Source organism: Tangfeifania sp. (genome assembly GCF_055108615.1).
Map to the genome: position 1 here is coordinate 1 of NZ_JBSQIC010000065.1, position 21,523 is coordinate 21,523.

Genomic DNA, 21,523 nt, shown 5'->3' on the forward strand with positions numbered 1-21,523 from the left:
TGCGACGGTTATTTTGGCTATCCTATTACGCCTCAGTCGGAAGTGATGGAAACGTTAATGTTACGTGCGCCCTGGAACGAAACAGGGATGAAAGTACTGCAGGCCGAAAGTGAAGTGGCCGCAATAAACATGCTTTATGGCGCTGCAGCAACAGGCAAAAAAGTTTTGACATCCTCTTCCAGTCCCGGAATTAGTTTAATGGCCGAAGGTATTTCTTACATTGCCGGAGCCGAGTTGCCCTGCCTTGTAATAAATGTTCAGCGTGGTGGCCCGGGACTGGGAACGATTCAGCCCTCGCAGGCCGATTATTCGCAGGCCGTGAAAGGTGGCGGCCATGGCGATTACAAAATGATTGTGCTGGCTCCGTCGTCGGTTCAGGAAATGAACGACTTTGTTGATTTGGCTTTCAAGCTGGCCTTTAAATACCGCAACCCGGCTATGATTTTAGCCGATGGTGCCATTGGCCAGATGATGGAAAAGGTGGAGCTGTCAGATTACAAAAAGTGCTGGACCGACGAAGAAGTAATTGAGAAGTGGGGGAGTTGGGCAACCACAGGCAAACCATCTTCCCGTGAGCGCAATGTGATTACATCGCTCGAGCTCGATTCTGAAAAGATGGAAGCTAATAATCAGCGCTTTCAGAAAAAATACCGCCAAATGGAAGCTGAAGAGCAGCGTTACGAAACTTTTCAGTGCGAAGATGCTGAATACGTTTTGGTGGCTTTTGGTACTTCTGCCCGCGTTTGCCAGAAATCGGTGGAAATTGCACGCGAAAAGGGATTGAAAGTGGGACTGCTCAGGCCCATTAGTTTGTTTCCTTTCCCGAAAAAAATAATTAGTGAACTGGCTCCAAAAGTTAAAGGTTTTCTTTCGGTTGAAATGAATGCCGGTCAAATGGTTGAAGATATAAAACTTGCAGTTCATGAGGCAGGTAGTACACGACGTGTAGAGTTTTTCGGACGGATGGGAGGTATTATTCCCACTCCCGGTGAAGTGGTGGATGCTTTGGAACAAAAATTTTTAAAGGAGTAGGTTATGGATGTGAAAGAAATTATAAAACCTGAAAATCAGGTTTACGGGAAAACGGAATTGCTAACGGATAATGTTATGCACTATTGTCCGGGATGTACTCACGGAGTTGTTCACAAATTAATGGCCGAGCTCATTGACGAAATGGGGCTTCAGGAGAAAGCCATTGGAGTTGCCCCGGTAGGGTGCGCTGTGTTTGCATACAATTATATTGATATCGACTGGCAGGAAGCAGCCCACGGACGTGCTCCTGCGGTTGCAACAGGAATTGTGAGGCTGAACCCTGAAAAGTTTGTTTTTACCTACCAGGGCGATGGCGATTTGGCATCGATTGGAGCAGCTGAAATTATCCACGCCTGTAACAGGGGTGAAAATATACTGGTGGTTTTTATCAACAACGGAATTTACGGAATGACCGGTGGCCAGATGGCTCCGACGACGCTCGAAAAGATGGTCACTTCAACCACTCCATGTGGGCGCGATACAGAACTAAACGGATACCCGTTGAAAATGACCGATTTGGTTGCACAGCTTCCGGGCACGTCCTACGTAACCCGCCAGTCGGCACAATCAGCACCGGCAGTACGAAAATGCAAGCGGGCACTGAAAAAAGGAATCAAAAATGTACTCGATAAAAAGGGTACTTCTTTTGTTGAAGTGGTTTCCTCATGCAATTCGGGCTGGAAAATGACCCCGGTGAAGGCTAACAAATGGATGGAAGAAAACATGTTTCCTTTTTATCCATTAGGGGATATGAAAGACAGTGAAAAAGACAAACCCGTTTCAAACAACTAAAATCTACGATTATGAATGAAGAATTAATAATAGCCGGTTTTGGCGGACAGGGTGTGCTTTCGATGGGTAAAATTATGGCCTATTCCGGAATTATGGAAGACAAAGAAGTTACGTGGTTCCCTTCGTACGGGCCGGAAATGCGAGGCGGCACAGCCAATGTTACTGTAATTGTAAGCGATGAACGCATCAGTTCGCCAATTTTGCATGAATTTGATACTGCAATTATCCTGAACCAGCAGAGCCTCGACAAGTTTGAAAAAGCGGTTAAACCCGGCGGTATATTACTTTACGATCCAAACGGTATTGTAAATCCTCCAACCCGAAAAGACATTAATATTTACAAAGTGGAAGGGACAAAAACTGCCGTTGAAATGGGCAATCCCAAAGTGTTTAACATGATTGTTTTTGGCAGCTACCTGAAAGTGAAACCCATTTTAAAAATTGATAACGTTGAAAAAGGGCTGGAGAAATCGCTGCCGGAGCGTTATCATAAATTAATCCCGCTCAATTTGGAGGCTATTAAAAAAGGCCAGGAAATTGTTGAAACGGTAAATGTTGTGTAGGCAATTAGCTGAATACCAAAAGATAGTTGTAAGAAGCTTCTTCTTTTCGAAGGGGCTTTTTTCTGCTGTATGCATACTAAAAAGACATAAAATGACCAGCCACTTTGTAAAATATATCATCATTTTTTTGATTTTTGCACTGCACATTTTGCCGTTAAAAGCTCAGGACATCAGGGATTTCTCAACTAATTTGCCCCTGATTATTATTGACACGCAGGGAAAGACAATTCCGGATGAGCCCAAAATATATGCCCGCATGAAAATCATCAACAACAGCAATGGGGAAAACCGTTTCACTGATTTTCCAAATGAATATAACGGACACATTGGTATCGAAAAAAGGGGATCATCCTCCATATCCTGTCCTTTTACTGCATCGCCGGAATGGGCAGAAAACAGCGGGTATAAAATTTATCCCAATCCAGCTGCCTCGCAGCTTAACATTCAGGCAGCCAACCCCGTTTCCGGCCTGCTTGTTTACAATCTTTCGGGGAAATTGGTTCTTTCAAAAAATGCGTTGAATGCACAGGTAATTTATATCGATGTTTCGCAGTTTGATGCGGGAGTGTACCTGCTAAAACTGGTTGATTTTGATGCGGGAGTGTACCTGCTAAAACTGGTTGATAATAACGGCCAGGCGGCTACAGATAAAATTGTGATTCAGTAATGGGCGCAACCGGGAAAAACAACATATTGCTTTCAACCGCCTATTTTCCACCTGTTCAGTATTTCTCAAAGTTATTACAGTTTGAAAGAATTTATATCGAGCAGTTTGAAAATTTCAGCAAACAAACCTACCGAAACCGCTGCAAGATATTGGGCGCCAACGGAATTATTCCGCTGGTTGTCCCGGTGGTTAAAGGCCGCGGGAAGAAAATAAAAATCAGGGATTTGCAAATTTCGTACGATACCGATTGGCAGCGTAACCACTGGCGGACTATCTTTTCAGCCTATAACTCTTCCCCTTTTTTTGAATTTTACAAAGACGACATTTTCCCATTTTTTGCAAAACAGCATAAATATCTTTTCGATTTAAACCAGGAAGTGCTTGAATCATTGTGTGAATTACTCGAGATGGAAACCCTAACTGTTTTTACCGAAGATTTTGAAAAGGTGCCTGAGCACACGCTGAATTTCCGCGAAGCGCTTTCACCCAAAAAACAAAAGGCCATGCCCGATACGAATTTCAACCCCAAGCAGTACACTCAGGTTTTTTCCGAAAAATTTGGTTTTGTGCCCAATCTCAGCATTTTGGATTTGTTGTTTAACGAAGGACCCAACAGTTTGAATATTTTGCAAAGTTCGGGGATTTATACGATTAAATAATTCCTTTTGCCATAAGTTGAATTCCAATCCTAACCTAAAAAACAATAGTCAAGCTGCTAAAACTGGTTAAATATCTTTTTATCAATATATTTCAATTTTTTATTTAGATATTCTTGATAAAGCCTCACTGCTCGTTTTAAATGTGATTTTGTGCTTGATGATAAATCTTTATATTTATCAGATTTAGAAAAATTATAAATTACTTCAGGTTCTTCTAAAGTAATATCATCTACATCAATAATTTCATTTGCCCTTAGCAAATGAGATTTTACATCTATAGAACTGCGCTTATTAAGTTTTTTTTCAGATTGCAACCAACTTATAAACTCAGGGTCAATTGATCTTTTTCTTTTATACATGTTTCACATTGATCGTATTTCACAACTGCTTTAGCAACATATTCGGCGAGTTTTACTGGCACTGCATTTCCAATCAATTGTTCATTAGTTGTTTTGGATTCGGATGGAAAAACAAAACTTTCCGGAAATGTTTGTATCAAAGCTCTTTCATAAGTCGAAAGCTCTCTCACATTTTTAATATCGACTGGATCATTAGGGTGGCCGAGATAGCCAGCAGGTACAGGCCTATTAACACCTCGTATGGTTGGTGAAGGTTCATCAATAGAAAAAATTGCTCTTCTATTGTAATTTCTGGGGTGCCTATAATAGTAATCAATTTCAAAACTATTATTGAAAAACTTTCTAATTGTCATTGGGTTCACTGATAAGTTATTTTTCAATTCGCTATATAAGAACCCATCAAATGCATTTAATAATCCGATTGAAAAAAATCTTTTACGCTTTTGTGGTGCTCCACACAGACTAGCATCAAGAACAATCTCTGTTATCCCGTAGCCAGCATTTTTCATCATATCGCGTGCATTAGTATATGCTTTGCTCTTGCGTGTTCTATCAACATTTTCCATTACATACCATTTTGGGCGTAAATTTGTAATGATTTTAGCATAAGCTCTTGTTAAATCAGCATTAGTTCCTTCACGCCTATTACCAGCATGAGAAAAATCCTGGCACGGTGGGCCACCAAAAATTATATCTGGGTTTGAATTTGAAATTTCGTCTAAAAATAATTCATAATTACTGAGGTCAGCCTTAATAATCGGATGTTTGAAATTTCTCTCATAACACTTTATGGCTTCATCCCAATATTCAAATGCTTTAACAACTTTAATGTTTGCATTTTGAAACCCAAGTGTCATCCCCCCACAACCAGAAAAAGATCAACTCCAATCATTTTTTTCAATTATTAAATTGTTAACTTTCGTTGCAATATACGTAATATTTATTTGACGTCAATATTTTGACGTCTTTTTGTTATGAAAACAAAAGAACCAGAATTATACGGAATTAATAAATCAAACAGAAAAGGAAAAGATTTATGGGGTTAAAACCAATTTAATAGTACATTCCCCGCTTCACTCGCATGCTATATGCGCGATTGTAATATTCCTGCAATTTATTTATCAGTCAATGAAAATCTGGAAGTTGTTGCCTCCGAAATTGATATAGATGAGGTATTTAATACTACCATTGAGAATTCAAAACTCTCTTTCGATTTTGAAACTAAATACGATATTTATCAAAATTTTGCTTTTGATGATATATAGGGGATCGATCTTGTTATCAGTGATGAAAATTCTCAATTACGGGCTTTGGAGGTGAAGTTAACTGTTATTCCTGATAGCAGCACATTTATGCAAGATGAAAAAGATTGGGGTTCTGAAATTGTAATTAGACCAGCTACAACATCATATTCAGCAATTGGTATCGCTCATTCTTGTCAAAAAAATTTCCCGCGAATCCGTGACATCTTTGAACCAGTTTGTTCAACTATACAGCATTGGGATAGTAATATTGAAATAGATTCCAAAAGAGAACAAATAATTGATTCTTTAAATACATTTCAAAAAGAATTTCAAAAAAAGCAAAAACCTTTTCTTATTCAACCTATTTGGAAGACTAAGGGAAAATCTCCAATCTTAGCTAAAAACGCATTTGATTTATTTGTATGGTCTGACTTTGCAATTTGCAGACCATTTATCGACAGATCTTTAGAAAGTACTGGAAGTGTAAGTAGATATATGCGAAGTTCGGCAAGATTAACAAAAATTCTATATGAACTTTCTACTTCTCATAAAACCAATATTCAGAAAATATATACTGAAATGGCATTTGGAAAACAAAGTGACAAAGAATTTGCTTTAAGTGGTAAAATAACAAGAAATTATATGAAACACAAAAGAAGAACTAATCCAATATTACCCCCAGAAATATTGAAAAAAATAATATTAAATGGTGGGGAAAAATTATTGAGTCCTGAAAGAAGATTTGATCAAACAATTTATTATACTGCGGAAAGCCTCTTTGGAGAAATGTAATTGGGGCACATCATTTCGATGAAAAAAATAAATAGAATTATACCGTAATAATTGTTATTCACTTTGAAAAAGGTATTTAAATCCTGATTTGTTCTATTTGAAAAAAATCTTTTAGAATCTGTTGATGGTCGAAAGCCATGTCAGGAAGGTCATTTACAGGAAACCATTTTGCATGTGCGGCATCGTCGCCACCTTTTACTTTGGCTTTTTGGGAAATTTCAGTTGAATAAACCACGGAAATGGTCCGGTGCCTCGGATCGCGGTTAATGGCATCGTAGGTTTTAAATTGCTCCATGCTCTTCACCTCGAGCCCGGTTTCTTCCTTCAACTCACGTTTGCAGGCCGTTTCCAGCAGTTCATCAATATTTACAAAGCCACCGGGGAGCGCCCATTTCCCTTTATAGGGTTCAATCCCGCGCTCGATGAGTAAAACCGACGTGCCATTTTCATCATTAACAAAGACGATTGCATCAACCGTTAATGCCGGCCGTGGATATTTGTAACTGTACATGTTCATTTTTAATTTTTCCTTCCGGTTTTCCAGTATTTAACAATCAGGAAAATTACAAAAACAAAAATGATAATGTATATGAATAGCTCAATCCGTTCCATCGGCATTAATTATTTTCTTCATTACACGCATTTTATGGGTGTAACGTTTCAAATCGATGTTGAAAATCCCGAATTGATCCACGTTATCGATGCGTACTTTCCCTGAAGCGTGAATGATTTTATTACGTTTCCAGATTATGCCCACATGCACAATGTTGCCTTCTTCGTCGTCGAAAAAAGCGAGGTCGCCGGGTTGGGCTTCATCAACAAAACTAAGGGCGCGGCCCAGTTTTACCTGCTCGCTGGCATCGCGTGGAATTTTCACGCCTGCCATTTTGTAAATTACCTGTGTAAATCCACTGCAGTCGATACCAAACGGCGAGCGCCCGCCCCACAAATAGGGTGCATTAAAATATTTCAGTGCCTGACGGATGAGTACTTCCCTGGGATTTTTCAGTTTCCGGTAAAAAACTTCACCGGAAGTTTTGTAGGTGTCTTTGCCCACCGAAAATTCTTTCAGGTAGGGCCTCCAAACCGGGAGTGTGCTGCCGGCCACCAGCATCAGGGTTTGTTCTTCGTTAACAGGAATTACATTTATTATGTCACCCGATACAGCAAATGCCCGGTTTTCCAGCTTGTTTAGCGAACGTAAGGGAAGAGGCGTAACCATTTTGCTGTCAATCCAGCCTTCATAACCATCATATGCTAAATTAACATAGCTCCATCCAACCATCTCTTCTTTAATTTCAAAATGTTCACCAAACAAAACCTGGGTAACCATTTCACTTTTCTCGGAAGGATCTTTTCTTACCGGAATAAGGCTTAAACTGGAAATACCGTAGTTCATTCAATTAATTTCTTAATTTTATTTTGAAAAACTAAATTGCGCTCATTTTAATGAATGAACACAAAACTATGAAAAAAAATGGGTTGGTATCAAACCTTCCAAAATTGTTATTTTTAACTTTTAAACATTACGTTGTTATTTTTTTTTAATGCAATTAGAGATTACACTATGATAATGGATAATTTTTTGAAGAAACTAAAAGGCTACACACGAATATTTTACTGGGTTTTTGTATTTGTGATGACAGCAGTTTTGCTCTACCTGGCCATGCCGGGTGATCTGAAATTTAAATATGAATACCAGAAAGGATTCCCCTGGAATCACGAAAACCTGGTAGCCCCTTTTGATTTTGCCATTTTAAAAACCGACGAAGAAATCAACCGTGAAAAAGAAGAACAGCTACAATCAGTTGTTCCCTATTTTTCGTTCGATACAACACTTGTTTCTATTCAAACCGAAAAATTAAAAAATGACTGGCAAGCCCTTGTTCCACCGGGAGACACTACCCTTAAGGGAGCTGTTTTAAAACTGAGCCATGCTTTAAAAAGTTTTTACACGTCTGGAATTTTACCACGTGCACCCGAAACCTATGAAGTGCTTTCAGGTGAAAAGGAACTGAAAAAACGGGTTGGTAACCTTGTGGTAAAAACACCACTGTCAAAAATCCATTCCGAAAAAACAGCCTATAATGCTATTTTGGACACAATCAGCCAGCTTGAAAATGAGTATCCCAGGTTGGCGGAGCAATTGACCGAACTGGAAACAGAACGGTACATTTCTGCGAACCTGGAGTACGACGAGGCCACTACCCGCAAGGAGATGGAAGAAGTAACCCGGAATATTTCAACAACACGGGGAATGGTTCAAACCGGGGAACGTATTATCCTTCAGGGTGAAATTGTTGACGATGAAAAGTTCCAGATACTGAAATCGCTTGAAGCGAGCTATGAAAATGAAAAAGGACAGGGCATAAAAAGTTACATGGTGCAAATAGGAAAAGGTTCGCTTGTTTTGCTTTTCATGGGCCTGCTGTTTACGTTTATGTACATATACCGCCTCGATATTTTGCACCAGTTCAGCAAACTTTCATTCATGCTGTTGTTTCTGGTAACCATTGTATTTTTTACGAATTTCATCAATACTTTTCCCAACCTCAGCATTTACCTGGTTCCGTTTGCCATTTTTCCCATCATAATCCGCACATTTTTCGATTCGCGAACCGCAATTTTCACACTGTTTATTGCCACCATTCTCACTGGTTTTTACGCTCCCAATAATTATGAGTTTGTGCTCATGCAGTTTTCAGCCGGGGTAGTTGCAGTGTTCAGCCTCAACAAAATGCACCGCAGGGTTCATCTTGTTATGGCAGCATTTTGGGTATTTTTAACTTATGCAATTATTTATACAGCCCTGCATGTTATCTATGAAGGAAACCTGGCATCGTATAACTTCAAAATGCTCCAATGGTTTGCTCTCAGCAGTGTGCTCCTTTTGCTGGTTTACCCGCTCATTTTTATTTTCGAGAAAATGTTCGGGTTTGTATCCGACGTTACACTTATTGAACTGGCTGATACCAACCAGCCGCTGCTGAGAAAAATGGCCGAAGAGGCGCCCGGAACATTTCAACACTCCATGCAAATTGCCAATTTAAGCGAAGAGATAATCCTGAAGATTGGCGGAAATCCATTTCTGATACGCGCCGGCGCATTGTACCACGACATTGGAAAAATTGCCACACCCGAATTTTTTATTGAAAACCAGGTTGTGGGAATTAACCCTCACGATAAAATGAATTATCAGAAAAGTGCCGAAATCATTATTGATCATGTTAAAAAAGGGGTAAAAATGGCCAAAAAACACAAGTTGCCGTTGTCGCTTGTTGAGTTTATTGCCACCCACCACGGCACCACAAAAGCGCAGTATTTCTACCTGAAACACCAGGAAGAAAATCCCGATAAAAAGGTTGACGACGGCTCGTTCATTTACCCCGGCCCACTTCCCCGCTCAAAAGAAGCAGCTGTGGTAATGATTGTTGACGGGATAGAAGCCGCCTCGCGTAGCTTAAAAGAAAAAACAAAAGAAAATATCCAGGAACTGGTCAATAATATGGTTGATCAGAAAATAAAGAATAAGCAACTGGAAGAATCAGATTTAACGTTCAGGGATATTAAAATTATTAAAGAAACGCTACTGAATAAACTGATGAATATTTATCATGTCAGAATTGAATATCCGAAGGAAAAAAATGATGAAACAACAGTAAAATAATTTGTTATTTTTGCATAGAAAATGAAATACCAAAGTTGAATGAAAACAATTAACAAATGGATGGTTTTAACACTGCTAATTGTGGCAGTGGTTGCAGGATGCAAAGAAGATCCGATTCCTTATCCGGGCAACGCAGATAACAGTAATAATAATACGAAAGAAGAAGCTCCGGAATTAACTCAAAAAATAAATGGTTTCATTGAGGTCACCATGAACGATGTTTACCTGTGGTACGATAAAGTACCGAATATTGACATACGTTATGAATTTGATCCCGAAGCCTATTTTGAAAAATTACTTTACACCGAAGATAAATGGTCTTATATTACTGATGATGTTGATGCCCTGTTCGACAGCTTTGAAGGCAAAGAAAAATCGTTTGGTTACTCGCTGGCGTTCGGAACATTTTCAAACACAGGAGATTATTTTGCAATAGTTGAATATGTTTACCCCAACACTCCGGCATTCCATGCAGGTTTGAAAAGGGGCGACATTTTAATGGAACTCAACAACGGTGTAATAACTGATGATAACTACATGGAATTGTTAAGCGGCAGCAGTATTTCGGTTACGCTTGGTGTGTTGGGTGAGCAAGGCATTTCTCCGGGAGAAACCGTTTCCATGAGCTCAAAAGATTTGAACCTGAATCCTGTAGTAATTACCGATATCGTGGAACACGAAGGTTCCAAAATCGGGTACCTCTTTTATACCCAATACATTTCGGAATACAACAGCAGTCTCGATACCGCATTGCAATTTTTCCTCGACGAGCAAATTACTGATTTGGTTATTGATTTACGTTACAATCCGGGAGGTGTAACTACCGCAGCCCAACATCTTTGCAGCTCAATTGCTCCCTTGTCAACGGTAAACGGGAAAGAACCCCTGGTTACTTTTCAGTGGAATGATAAATACCAAAGCTACTGGAAATCAGAAAATATAACGGACCAGCTTGAAATTCCGTTTGTTGATACCACAGCTGTGAAAATGGGCTTAAACAGAGTTTATTTTTTAACCGGCAGTGGCACTGCTTCTGCTTCTGAATTAACAATTGCCGGACTGGAGCCATACATGGATGTTACTACTATTGGGGAGTCCACCTATGGGAAATATACAGGCTCAATAACAGTTACACCAGATTTTTACTACGAAAGCGAAGATTATTACAAAGAATTTGACAACTGGGGAATTCAGCCAATAGTTGTGCGCTATGCCAACTCTATGGGGGTTACCAATTTTAAAGATGGTTTTTCTCCCGACATCCCTGTTGAAGATGAACTTTTTGATGCGGTTCCCCTTGGTGACAAGTCAGAACCTTTACTGAAAGCAGCACTTGAAGATATTACCGGAACACCGGTTGTAGCCATGAAAAAAGCTAAAGTTGTTGATATACCTTATACTATTTTCGATCGCGGTTTTTCAAAATACGATGCCAATAAACGGGAAATGCTAATTGACAATTTAGAAAGGGAGTTGTTGGGGAAATAATAGGGCATAAACGTATTCGTGGCTGAATTCCATTGGCTTTACTTTTAAAACTGGTGCCAATTAGATTTTTAGCACTTTAGCTCCCCTTATTTTCCGGTTTTTGATATCCATCAGGGCTTCGTTGGCGTTTTCAAACGGATAAATAGTAACATCCGGTTTGATGGGAATTTCGGAAGCTGTTTTCAGAAAATTTCCGACACCCAAACACATTGCCTGCTTTTGAACAATAGCTGCTCCAATTTGCTTTTTAAAGTAGAAATTAATTAAAAAGTAAATAATGAAAAAAATATTGCTAAATATTGGATTTGTATTGTTACTGGTGCAATCTGCATTTGCTCAAACACCCGACCTTTACCCGCCAAATGAACCGGAGCCAATCGATTTCAGTTTGAAGAATATCATTCTATACTTCATTTTACCACTGGTGATCATCATTGCCTATTTTCTCTATCGAAGGAAAAAGCTTAAGGAAGCAAAGAAAAAAGAGGAAGGGAAAACATAATAATAATAAGACGTGAATGCATCGTACAAAAAATCTATTTCGGTTAAAAATAAATGCTATATTTTAAGTTTTTATTTTAACCCTGATTATTCACATATAAACCCTGCCTGCTATGCTGTCATTCCCCCATCAATGGGTAAAACAGCACCTGTAATAAATTTACTTTCGTCGCTGGCAAGGAACAAAGCCAGGTTTGCAATCTCTTCCGATTCGGCATATCTTCCAAGCGGTATGCCTTTCTCAAAACCTTTTTTAATTTCATCGCTTTTGCCAGGTCCGAATCCTTCCTCGAGCGAGCGCATCATTCGATTATCAACGGGTGATGGATTAATTGAGTTAACACGAATTTTTGATGGTGCACATTCAAGCGCTGCGCTTTTCATAATTCCTACCAGCGCATGTTTACTTGCAACGTAAGGCGAAATATTGGCTGTGCCCTGCATTCCTGCAACTGAAGAAGTGATTATGATACTTCCTTCATTATTCATTTCCGGAATTACATATTTTAATCCTAACCAGACTCCCTTTACATTTACATCCATAACTTTTTGAAATTCGTTCAATGGATATTCTGTTATGGGCATCACCTTACCTTCAATTCCGGCATTATTGAAAAAAACATCAATCTTTCCGAAAGCTTCGGCTGTTGCCTGAACGTAATTCCTAACCTGATCTTCCTTGCTGACATCAGCTACAATAAATTTAACATTTTTGCTTCCGGTTTCATCTGCAGCTTTCTTTAAATCGGCTTCATTTAAGTCAACCAGCATAACCCTGGCACCTTCACCGGCAAACAATTTTGCTGCAGCTTTTCCTATTCCCCCGGCACCTCCGGTTATCAATGCAGTTTTATCTTTCAAACGTTTCATAATTAAGTAATTTAAGTTATTCTTAACTAAATTTTATTGTGAAAAAATTATGCCACATGCAGAAGAATACATAAACAATTAATATTCAGAACAAATCAAAAAAAAACATAAAACACGGGTGTTGAATTTATGCTCAAATGGGGAACCAAATCCACAAAATTTCACATACCTGTCAATTTATTTTGAAGCATTCCAGGGAATTTAAAAAGAAATCAAAGCGGGTATAATCAGTAAAAATTGTAGCTGCTATTTGGTAATTTTAATTCCGTACTGTTTTATTTTGTTGTAGAGCGTTTTTCGGTCGATATTCAAAATTTTTGCAGCCTTCGATTTATTGTAATTCGCCTCAGTCAACGCATTTGTAATCACCTCTTTTTCGGTAACCAAAGTTGCTTCCTTTAGTTGGGTAATCTCTTCGCGTTTACTTGTTTTGAACTTGTTCGTCTCTCTGTTCAGGTTATTTAAGCGAATTTCGTCAGGTAAAACTTCGGGAACAATTAATTCCTCATTTGATAACAAAACTGCCCTGTTGATTACATTTTCCAGCTCACGTAAGTTTCCATGCCAGCTATACTCATAAAAAAGTTTTTCAGCCTCTTCATTAACACCTTTAACCGATTTATTAAAAGAAGCGTTTGCTTTGTCAATAAAAAACCGGGCAAATTCCATGATATCTTCGCCACGGTCGCGCAGCGGGGGTAAACTAATTTTAAACCCGTTGAGGCGGTGAAATAGATCTTCCCTGAAATTATTGGCCTCAACCATTTTCCCCAAATCATCATTGGAAGCCGTAATTATTCTTACATCTACTTTAATGACTTTATTATCGCCCACTTTATTGATAAACCTCTCCTGAAGTGCCCTCAGCAGTTTCACCTGGTTTTCGTAGGGCAGGTTGCCCACTTCATCTAGAAAAAGAGTACCTCCTTTTGCCTGCTCAAAATAGCCAATTTTGTTATTAATAGCTCCTGTAAAAGCTCCTTTTACATGGCCAAACAGTTCGCTGTTGGCCAGCTCCCTGGGAATGGCACCGCAGTCAACTGCCACAAATGGTTTATCTTTTCGTTTACTGGCATAATGAATAGCCTTTGCAATATATTCTTTTCCCGAGCCGGTTTCACCTTCTATCAGAACAGTTAAATCGGTTGGGGCAACCACTTTTACGTGTTGCATTACTTTTTGAATTGAGTGGCTGTTGCCGGTAATGAAATTTTCACGGAATGTGGTACTTGTTTCTCTCTCTTGTTTAGGCTCGAGGGCTTTATTAATAAGCTTGATTATTTCTTCGGGCTGAACTGGTTTGGTAACGTAATCAAAGGCTCCCGATTTAATCAGTTTTACTGCCATTTTTACTTCGGCATAGGCTGTCATGATAATAACCGGCAGCAGCGGCTTTTTTGATTTTATTGACTGAAGAACCTCATAACCATCGGTTCCGGGAAGGCGAAAATCACACAATACAATATCAAAATGATTCTTTTCAACCATTTTGATACCGTTTTTGCCTGAATAAGTGCCTTTTGCATCAAATTCTTTCTGCTGTAAATGATTGACCAGCAAGTCGCACATGAAAGTATCATCGTCAATGACTAATACTTTTTTCTTCATAAAAATAAGGGCTGTTTATTTCAAATTTATGGCTGATAAAACTCAGCCGGAGGCAAATAACTCCTTACCCCTTATACACAAAGATAAAATAAAATCTTAATAAAATTTTGGGTTAGTAAATACCTCGCTAAATCGTTTGCCAGCGGGTAGTCGATTTGTAATTATTCAAATATTCTTCCACCTCATTTTCCTTGCTGTCCTTTGGAGAACTAAAATCAAGTTTGAATTCATTTTTGTATTCCTGATTTTTGTCATTTTTAATGGAATTAAAGAAAAATTTCTTTATTGAAATTTCTAAACAGTTCAGCATTTTTTTTACTTTTTTCATGGTTTTCTTTTTTTAATGGTTATTTATCTGAATCATTTAAGCGTCGCAGCAGAACGGCTGCATAAGCACTCATTGAAGTTGTTTGTACAATTATATCTTCGGGTAAATCGAGATTGGCAGAAGTGAAATTCCATATTGCCTTAACGTCACAGTTTACCATATCTTCCGCAACATCCTGTGCCACGTTGTTGGGAGTGGTAAGAATCCCGATTTTTACATTCAAGCGCCCCGATAGAGTGAACAGTTTATTGTAGTCAAGAATATGAATTCCTCCAACTGATTTTCCAATTTTGGCTTCATCTGTATCGAAAGCTGCAATAATTTTCAGGCCCAGTTCCTGGTGCTCCTGGTAAGCCATAAGGGCTGAACCCAGATTACCAGCTCCAACCAGAAAAGCCTCGTTAATACGGTTGAATCCCAAAAATTCTTCCAAGGCATGTATTAATTCGTAAGTATTGTAGCCCACTCTCGGTTTGCCTTTAATTCCGGTAACCGATAAATCTTTGACCACCTGGGTTGGGTCGCAGCTTAATTTTTTACCGATTGTTGGTGCTGAAATATTGAGTACACCTTCCTCTTTTTGTTGCTCAAGAAAATATAAATAGCCCGGTAATCGTTTCAGTGTGGGCTCCGAAACCTGTTTTTTTGTTTTATATTTTCTTGATTCATTCATTTTATTATGCTTTTTTGTTTATTTCTTATTTCACTTCAAATATAAGACAAATCAAATTAAAGAAAAAATTCTTTAATTATTTTTTCTTTTTGTTAACTAAAATTTAAAACAACAACACAAGGCTTTAGAATATATTTTTTTTCCATTGGGTTGACAGGGGTATGCATACCACGGGCAAAAATTTTCTGGTTAAAGTAAAAATTAGAGTAGAAGGAGTAGGATTTTCCGGAAATTCCGGTGGAAACAGGATTTGTGCCGTTGTCAAGATAGTTTTTTAGCCTTAATCAAATTTTGAATTAAACTTGGTTGTGCAATTCCTTTAAAATAAAAGCACAATTAATTGTGCTTTTATTTTTGTGACCCCACCGGGATTCGAACCCAGATCATCAGAACCGGAATCTGACATTCTATCCATTGAACTATGGGGCCATTTTTACCAGCTGAGGCAAAAATAGTAAAAATCCTCTGTATTCCTACTCCCAATCCCACTTCGTTAATTCTACCTTAGTTGTTGATAAATACCAAGTCAATCAATGCCGCGTAACGGTAACAATTTTTACTTTTGTTGTTTAATTTTAACCGAATAAGATGCAAGATCAGGAAAAATCTTTAATTGTTTTTTTTGAATCATACGTGGATTCGTTTACCGGATTAACGCCGGATCAACAAAATAATTTTACCATTAAAAAGGAGCATTCATTGCGGGTGACTGACAATGCCCGTGAACTGGCAAATTACCTTGAGCTGGACGATGAAGACAAAAAAGTGGCTTTTACAGCCGCCGTTTTTCACGACATTGGCCGGTTTAAGCAATTGGTTGATTTTAATACTTTTAATGATGAAGTATCAGCAGACCATGCCGAATACGCTGTTCAAATTTTAAAAGAAAAGGAGATTTTAAGTAACCTGAACGAAGAATTACAACAACTTGTATTTGTAGCCATTCAATTGCATAATAAGCTCAGCCTGCCCAAAAAATTAAAAGAGCGCGAAATTATTCATGCAAAGCTACTACGCGATGCTGATAAACTCGATATATTGAAAGTACTGACCGATTATTACACCGATAAAAGCAAACCGCCCAACCATACACTAACGTGGGAACTGCCCACTGCAACAAAAGTCTCGCCGCAGGTTGTCAAAGAGGTACTTGCCGGCAAACTGGTTTCAAAAAGCGAAGTGAAAAGCGAGCTCGATGTAAAAATAATGCAGCTTTCGTGGGTTTACGATATTAATTTCAAACCCTCTTTTGAGCTGATTTCCAAGAACAGATTCCTTGAAAAAATATACAGCACACTGCCCAAAAATGATGAGATTATCGGGATTTACCGTAAAGTAAAAGTATTTGCAGAAAATAAATTGATTGAATAATGCAACAAGTTTGTGCAGTCTGGTTACACAAAAAGAAAAACCCAAAGACCAGCAAAAAAAGCTGGACCTTGGGTTCTAACTAAACACAATTGAAAAAGTTATCGCTTAAAAATATCTTGGTGATGTCACCAGTTCTTTTAGGGTATTTAACTCGTACGAAACCATAATTTCATGAGTTCCGTCGTTGTAATTACGCAAATTGGTTGTAGAAAAATCTATGGCATAACCAACCCTCAGGCTGTTGCCGAAAATCCACTGCGCTATAAATCCAAACGCATCCTGTGTGCGGTACATTCCTCCCAGCCAGAGCTTTTCTTTGAGCAGGAAGTTGGCCGACAGGTCAAACTGAACCGGCGCACCCATGGTGGCTTTTGTAAGGAAAGTAGGTTTGAATTTTAAATTCTCACCCAAATCGAATACAACGCCGGCCTCCAGGAAGTAGTGTCTCAACTCGGCCTGCACCGAAAAGTTGCTGGTGTTTTCGTCATCTATTTCGTTATGCAGCATTTTAGGTACCGAAAGCCCCACATAGTACTTCGGGTTGTACAGGAACAGTCCTGCACCAAAGTTGGGTATGAATTTCCGGGTTAAATCTCCCTGGAACATCGGGTCGTTTACACCCGGTGAAAGCTGGTACTCCTGCAGGTTATTGGAGTAATTGGTAAAACCACCCTTTATCCCCATCCGGAGGTTGGTAGCTTCTGTTACTTTCACGCGGTAGGAGTAGTCGGCATACACCCCAAACCGTTTTTCCTTGAACACATTATCGCTGATGACATTGAGTCCCAGTGCAACTTTATCGTTGCGCATAGGTGCCTGCATCGAGAATGTATAGGTTTGCGGGGCACCGTCCCATCCAGCCCATTGCTGGCGGGCAAGTACCATAAAACTTAACGATTCCCATGTTCCTGTATAGGCAGGATTTATGGTTTGCGAATTGAACATGTACTGCGTGTACATCGGATCCTGTTGTGCTAAAGAAGCATTGGCTGCGATTACCAAAACCAGAATTCCTAACCCTTTTGTGATATTTAATTTGAATTTCATAATTTTCATTTTTTCAGATTAAACATTAAATTACCTGTTAAGGAAAACTGAACCAGTAATCGGATCGCTTCCATCATTTAAGTGCAGAATATAGAAATAGGTACCAGGTGGCAGTTTCTCTTTGCCAATCGTCATTTTATTATCAGAACGACCGTCCCACCAGGCTTCTGTTGAGCCCGTCAAATCAGTGTTTCCGTAATTTTCTTTCTCATATACCATAACTCCCCAGCGGGTATAAACCTCGATGCTGGCATTTGGATATTGCTCCATACATTCAATTATGAAGTAATCGTTAATGCCATCTTCGTTGGGTGAGAATCCTTCAGGTATGAAGAACTCACAGGGTTGTTGTTCGCCAGGATCTCCAGGTTCTCCATCATATTCGTCAATGGTGATTTCACAACCTGTGGCACAACCTTCGGCATCGGTTACTATCACGAAGTAGTCTCCGGGCGAAAGTCCTGTGGCAACGGCCGTTGTTTGCCCGTCGCTCCATTCGTACGTGTAATCACCCCAGCCTCCGGATACAATTACCTCAGCCCCGGCGTTTCCGGCTTCCGAAACCGGGAATACTTCTTCAATGTAGCAGCTCAACTGCTGGTCAGGTTGTCTAACGGTTATTGTTACTTCTGTCTGGTCGCACAGCGATTCTCCTGATTCCGGTATATCACATATTTCGTAGGTGAATGTTACGTCACCTTCGTAGCCCGGTTCATGCATATATTCAAAAGTGCCGTCTTCGTTCAGTGTCAGCTCCCCGGCATTTACGTCAGAGATGAGTACCGGTGCAGTTAATTCGTCGCTGTCAGGATCGGAATCGTTCTGCAGTACATCGATTATAACTGAGCTGCAGTCTGTAATGGACAGCACGTCGTTTTCGGCAACCGGTGGCTGGTTGGCTTCTTCTTCAATAACGAAATAAGCTGTTGCGCGGTCGCAGGCAACCGGTTCGCTATCGTCGCATACCTCGTAAGCAAAGTGGTCGTTACCGTCGAATCCTATATCGGGTGTGTACTCGAATGTTCCGTCCGCATTCAATGTTGCGGAACCATTTGCAGGCTCCTGCACGATAGTAAATGAAACCTGGTTGTCACCTTCAGGGTCGTAATCGTTTTCGGAAACATCGCCCGAAACCGGAACATCCACTTTGGTGAAGTACGCGTCATCAACACCTACTGTGGTATTGGTAGTTTCATTAATTGCTCTGATGTCGATAGTAACTTTTGCTTCATCGCACAATACCGGTTCGCCATCGTCACAAATTTCATACACGAAAGTTACTTCTCCGGTAAAATCTGCTTCAGGAACAAAGTTGAAAGCCCCGTCAGTATTAATGGTCAGTGATCCGGAAGACGCAGGGGAAACAGGAGAAACGTTGATTTCAATATTATCCCCATCCGGATCGTAATCATTAGCCAGCAGCTGACCATTAACAGGAGTGTTTACTTTCCCGGTGTAGTTGTCGGCTACAGCTACCGGCGGACGGTTTTCATCTTCGTAGTCGAACACAGAGATTGTAACAGTTGCGTTATCGCATAATCCGCTGGCATCGCAAATTTCGTAAACAAATTCATCTTTGCCGGTGAATTCTTCATTCGGTGTATAGATGTAGCTTCCGTCAGCGTTGAGCGCCACAGTTCCGTTCGATGGCCCTTCAACAGGCTCCGGTTTTACAGTCAGTACATCGCCGTCAGGATCAATATCGTTGGTGGATACATCCCCGTCAACCGGTGTATTGATATGAGTTGTATTGATGTCGTTCCGTGCAACCGGCGGGTTCAGCACTTCGGTAATGGAGATGGTTACATCGGCCTGGTCGCAAAATCCGTCGGTATTGCAAATTTCATAAGTAAATACGTCGGTTCCCACATAATCTTCATTGGGTGAATAAACAGCTTCACCTGTAACCGGATCAATTTCAACTGTTCCGTTTTGCGGATCAACTGTTACAGTCACGGTTGATGGATCGAGCGCGTCGTTGCAATCAGTATCGTTGGCAAGAATACCGATAGAAACCGGTGTGTTTTCCTTCGTTGTAACGGCATCGTCTTCAGCCACAGGCGGAGTAAGTACAGTAACGGTCATAGCACATTCATCTGTATTTCCCGATTCATCTGTAATTGTCCAGGTAACAACTGTTGCTCCTGCCGGATAGGTGCCACTGGCATCTGCTGTATTGGTGTAGTCGTTAATCACTGTTGTTTCACCGCAATTGTCAGTCATAGCTATCGGAGCCGGTACGGTAACATCCGATTCACAAACCCCTGCATCAGCTGTAACGGTGATGTCTTCAGGACAGGTAATCACCGGAGCTTCATCATCAGTAACTGTCACATTAAATGAACAGCTCACTGTATTTCCTGCATTGTCTCCGGCAGTAACTTCTACAGTGGTTGTGCCAACCGGGAACAGCGTTCCGGGTTCGTGGCTGTAACTCACTTCAGCTGTGCCGCAGTTATCCTCCCCAATCGCTTCAAATTCCACAACAGCTCCGCATACACCTGCATCAGCTGAAACTGTAATGTATTCAGGACAGGTAATTGAAGGAGCGAACTCATCGATAACTGTTACAAATGCCTCGCAGGTCGATTCATTTCCACATAAATCGGTGGCAGTAACTGTTACTGCTACTTCCTGTCCGGCATCGGCGCAGTCGAATGAATAACGCGACAATGAAATGTCGATATCTTCAGCATTGCTGCAATTGTCGGAAGTTTCAACCACCATTGCTTCAATATCTTCCTCTGTGAGTGCGTACTCTCCGTTTTCATCAAGCGAAACGCTGATATTGCTGCAGCTAACAACAGGCGGTAAATTGTCTCTTACTGTAATCACCTGTACCTGTTCATCGGCTGCATTTCCGCAGTCATCCACCAGGCTCCAGGTTCTGGTAATTATTTTTTCACCTTCACACTGGCCTTCCGAAAGCACATCTTCGAATGTTGCTTCAATACCTGACGAGCAGTTATCGGCTTCATCGCTCACATCGCCTGTTACGGCAATACCGGCATCAAATTCGCAGTTGTCGTCGGTATAGATAACGATATCATCCGGTGCGGTGAAAGTTGGCGCTTCGGTATCGTCGATGTAAAATACCTGAGTTACCGAAGAGCTGTTTTCACACGCGTCGTACACAGTGTAGGTGCGGGTTACCTCGATGGGGCAGGTACCTGACGCAACGTCGTTTGATGCAACCACCAGGTCTTCTTTGGCCGTACAGTTGTCGGTAATGGTTAACCCGGTAAGTTCAAGCTCTTCCACTGTTCCGGCAGGTGCAGGAAGCACTTCCCGGTCGCAACCTTCGAGTGTAGTCGATTCGGGCACACCACTAATAACCGGTGCAATTTTGTCATCAACATTAATTAATTGAGTACAGGTTGCTGTATTTCCGTCGAAATCAGAAATCTGATAAGTGCGCGAAATGATTTCCGGACAGGTTACATTGTACTTAAATTCACTCACAAACATGAAACTGCTTTCGTCCACCTCATTATTGTCGGTGGCAAAACCGCCTGCCTGCATGAACGCTTCATACGAACTATAGGGTTCCGGAACTTCACCAATACAGTCAACGGTAATGGTTGGCGGACATTCGAGTATCGGAGCCTCTTCATCCTGAACCGTTACAGTAAATGCACAGGTGGCTTCATTTCCGCAGTCGTCAACTATTGTGTAGGTAACAATAGTTTCCCCTAAATCATAATAACCGCTTGCGTTTTCTGTGCCGGTGTAATCGTTGGAGTAGCTGTCAATTCCGCAATTATCGCTCACTGTGGGCAGCGGAATCGTTACATAAACTGAAGTCGTACCTTCATCAGCCACGGCGGTAATATCAGTTGGGCAGATGATGGTGGGGTTGGTG

General features: G+C 40.4%; 19 protein-coding genes, 1 tRNA gene and 2 pseudogenes. 10 read left to right on the forward strand and 12 right to left on the reverse strand.

The window, feature by feature from the left end; all coding sequences use genetic code 11:
- From ACTCNA_RS13120 to ACTCNA_RS13140, 5 genes are all read left to right on the forward strand, one after another.
- Positions 1-1,032, forward strand: a 1,032-nt coding sequence (locus ACTCNA_RS13120; RefSeq protein ID WP_462948376.1) for a 3-methyl-2-oxobutanoate dehydrogenase subunit VorB, incomplete at its 5' end; no start/stop codon positions are given.
- Positions 1,033-1,035: 3 nt separating this feature from the next.
- A complete protein-coding gene (locus ACTCNA_RS13125; protein WP_462948377.1) occupies positions 1,036-1,824 on the forward strand; it encodes a thiamine pyrophosphate-dependent enzyme in 789 nt (262 codons plus the stop codon).
- An 11-nt stretch (positions 1,825-1,835) separates the two neighbouring features.
- Positions 1,836-2,387: a 2-oxoacid:acceptor oxidoreductase family protein gene (locus ACTCNA_RS13130; protein WP_462948378.1), complete on the forward strand. Its 552-nt coding sequence runs from the start codon at positions 1,836-1,838 to the stop codon at positions 2,385-2,387.
- A gap of 91 nt (positions 2,388-2,478) precedes the next feature.
- The gene (locus ACTCNA_RS13135) at positions 2,479-3,054 is read left to right on the forward strand and encodes a T9SS type A sorting domain-containing protein (protein ID WP_462948379.1); all 576 of its coding nucleotides are present in this window, start codon (positions 2,479-2,481) and stop codon (positions 3,052-3,054) included.
- Positions 3,054-3,713, forward strand: coding sequence for a WbqC family protein (locus ACTCNA_RS13140; RefSeq protein WP_462948380.1), 660 nt, complete (start codon positions 3,054-3,056; stop codon positions 3,711-3,713). Before ACTCNA_RS13135 ends, ACTCNA_RS13140 begins: the two co-directional genes overlap by 1 nt.
- 56 nt (positions 3,714-3,769) lie before the next feature.
- On the opposite strand, the gene ACTCNA_RS13145 is transcribed toward ACTCNA_RS13140, so the two are convergent.
- Both ACTCNA_RS13145 and dcm read right to left on the reverse strand, forming a co-directional pair.
- Entirely contained in the window at positions 3,770-4,072 is a 303-nt protein-coding gene (locus tag ACTCNA_RS13145; RefSeq protein WP_462948381.1) for a hypothetical protein, read from the reverse strand.
- Positions 4,033-4,935: pseudogene (gene dcm, locus ACTCNA_RS13150) on the reverse strand (DNA (cytosine-5-)-methyltransferase); the annotation flags it as partial. The gene ACTCNA_RS13145 and the pseudogene dcm, both read right to left, overlap by 40 nt.
- 195 nt (positions 4,936-5,130) lie before the next feature.
- On the opposite strand from dcm, the pseudogene ACTCNA_RS13155 reads away from it, so the two are divergent.
- Positions 5,131-6,108: pseudogene (locus ACTCNA_RS13155) on the forward strand (HindVP family restriction endonuclease); the annotation flags it as partial.
- A gap of 76 nt (positions 6,109-6,184) precedes the next feature.
- On the opposite strand, the gene ACTCNA_RS13160 reads toward ACTCNA_RS13155, so the two are convergent.
- Together ACTCNA_RS13160 and ACTCNA_RS13165 are read right to left on the reverse strand one after the other, a co-directional pair.
- Complete coding sequence (locus ACTCNA_RS13160) at positions 6,185-6,625, reverse strand: NUDIX domain-containing protein (RefSeq protein WP_462948382.1); 441 nt, start codon at positions 6,623-6,625, stop codon at positions 6,185-6,187.
- A gap of 81 nt (positions 6,626-6,706) precedes the next feature.
- The gene (locus tag ACTCNA_RS13165; protein WP_462948383.1) at positions 6,707-7,507 is read right to left on the reverse strand and encodes a C40 family peptidase; all 801 of its coding nucleotides are present in this window, start codon (positions 7,505-7,507) and stop codon (positions 6,707-6,709) included.
- A 186-nt stretch (positions 7,508-7,693) separates the two neighbouring features.
- Here ACTCNA_RS13165 and ACTCNA_RS13170 point away from each other — a divergent pair, with 186 nt between their 5' ends.
- Positions 7,694-9,775: an HD family phosphohydrolase gene (locus ACTCNA_RS13170; RefSeq protein WP_462948384.1), complete on the forward strand. Its 2,082-nt coding sequence runs from the start codon at positions 7,694-7,696 to the stop codon at positions 9,773-9,775.
- A gap of 39 nt (positions 9,776-9,814) precedes the next feature.
- Positions 9,815-11,263, forward strand: a complete 1,449-nt coding sequence (locus ACTCNA_RS13175; RefSeq protein ID WP_462948385.1) for a S41 family peptidase — start codon at positions 9,815-9,817, stop codon at positions 11,261-11,263.
- Between the two features lie 60 nt (positions 11,264-11,323).
- Here ACTCNA_RS13175 and ACTCNA_RS13180 read toward each other — a convergent pair whose 3' ends face one another.
- On the reverse strand, positions 11,324-11,473 hold the full coding sequence (locus ACTCNA_RS13180) for a hypothetical protein (protein ID WP_462948387.1): 150 nt from the start codon (positions 11,471-11,473) through the stop codon (positions 11,324-11,326).
- Between the two features lie 67 nt (positions 11,474-11,540).
- Between ACTCNA_RS13180 and ACTCNA_RS13185 the strand changes: the two genes are divergently transcribed.
- Complete coding sequence (locus tag ACTCNA_RS13185; RefSeq protein WP_462948388.1) at positions 11,541-11,765, forward strand: hypothetical protein; 225 nt, start codon at positions 11,541-11,543, stop codon at positions 11,763-11,765.
- A 110-nt stretch (positions 11,766-11,875) separates the two neighbouring features.
- Here ACTCNA_RS13185 and ACTCNA_RS13190 read toward each other — a convergent pair whose 3' ends face one another.
- The 5 genes from ACTCNA_RS13190 to ACTCNA_RS13210 form a co-directional block, all read right to left on the reverse strand.
- Positions 11,876-12,634 carry an SDR family NAD(P)-dependent oxidoreductase gene (locus ACTCNA_RS13190; protein ID WP_462948389.1) on the reverse strand — a complete coding sequence of 253 codons (759 nt, stop codon included), beginning with the start codon at positions 12,632-12,634 and terminating at the stop codon, positions 11,876-11,878.
- A 246-nt stretch (positions 12,635-12,880) separates the two neighbouring features.
- A complete protein-coding gene (locus ACTCNA_RS13195; protein WP_462948390.1) occupies positions 12,881-14,242 on the reverse strand; it encodes a sigma-54-dependent transcriptional regulator in 1,362 nt (453 codons plus the stop codon).
- A 127-nt stretch (positions 14,243-14,369) separates the two neighbouring features.
- Positions 14,370-14,570 (reverse strand): hypothetical protein, encoded by a 201-nt coding sequence (locus tag ACTCNA_RS13200; RefSeq protein WP_462948391.1) that lies wholly within the window; start codon positions 14,568-14,570, stop codon positions 14,370-14,372.
- Between the two features lie 19 nt (positions 14,571-14,589).
- On the reverse strand, positions 14,590-15,243 hold the full coding sequence (locus ACTCNA_RS13205; RefSeq protein WP_462948392.1) for a redox-sensing transcriptional repressor Rex: 654 nt from the start codon (positions 15,241-15,243) through the stop codon (positions 14,590-14,592).
- A 357-nt stretch (positions 15,244-15,600) separates the two neighbouring features.
- Positions 15,601-15,672: transfer RNA gene (locus ACTCNA_RS13210), tRNA-Arg, on the reverse strand.
- A gap of 159 nt (positions 15,673-15,831) precedes the next feature.
- Here ACTCNA_RS13210 and ACTCNA_RS13215 point away from each other — a divergent pair.
- Positions 15,832-16,614, forward strand: coding sequence for an HD domain-containing protein (locus ACTCNA_RS13215; protein ID WP_462948393.1), 783 nt, complete (start codon positions 15,832-15,834; stop codon positions 16,612-16,614).
- Between the two features lie 105 nt (positions 16,615-16,719).
- Here ACTCNA_RS13215 and ACTCNA_RS13220 read toward each other — a convergent pair whose 3' ends face one another.
- Both ACTCNA_RS13220 and ACTCNA_RS13225 read right to left on the reverse strand, forming a co-directional pair.
- A complete protein-coding gene (locus ACTCNA_RS13220; RefSeq protein ID WP_462948394.1) occupies positions 16,720-17,661 on the reverse strand; it encodes a PorP/SprF family type IX secretion system membrane protein in 942 nt (313 codons plus the stop codon).
- A 30-nt stretch (positions 17,662-17,691) separates the two neighbouring features.
- Positions 17,692-21,523: Ig-like domain-containing protein (locus ACTCNA_RS13225; RefSeq protein WP_462948395.1), on the reverse strand; the 3,832-nt coding region annotated here is incomplete at its 5' end.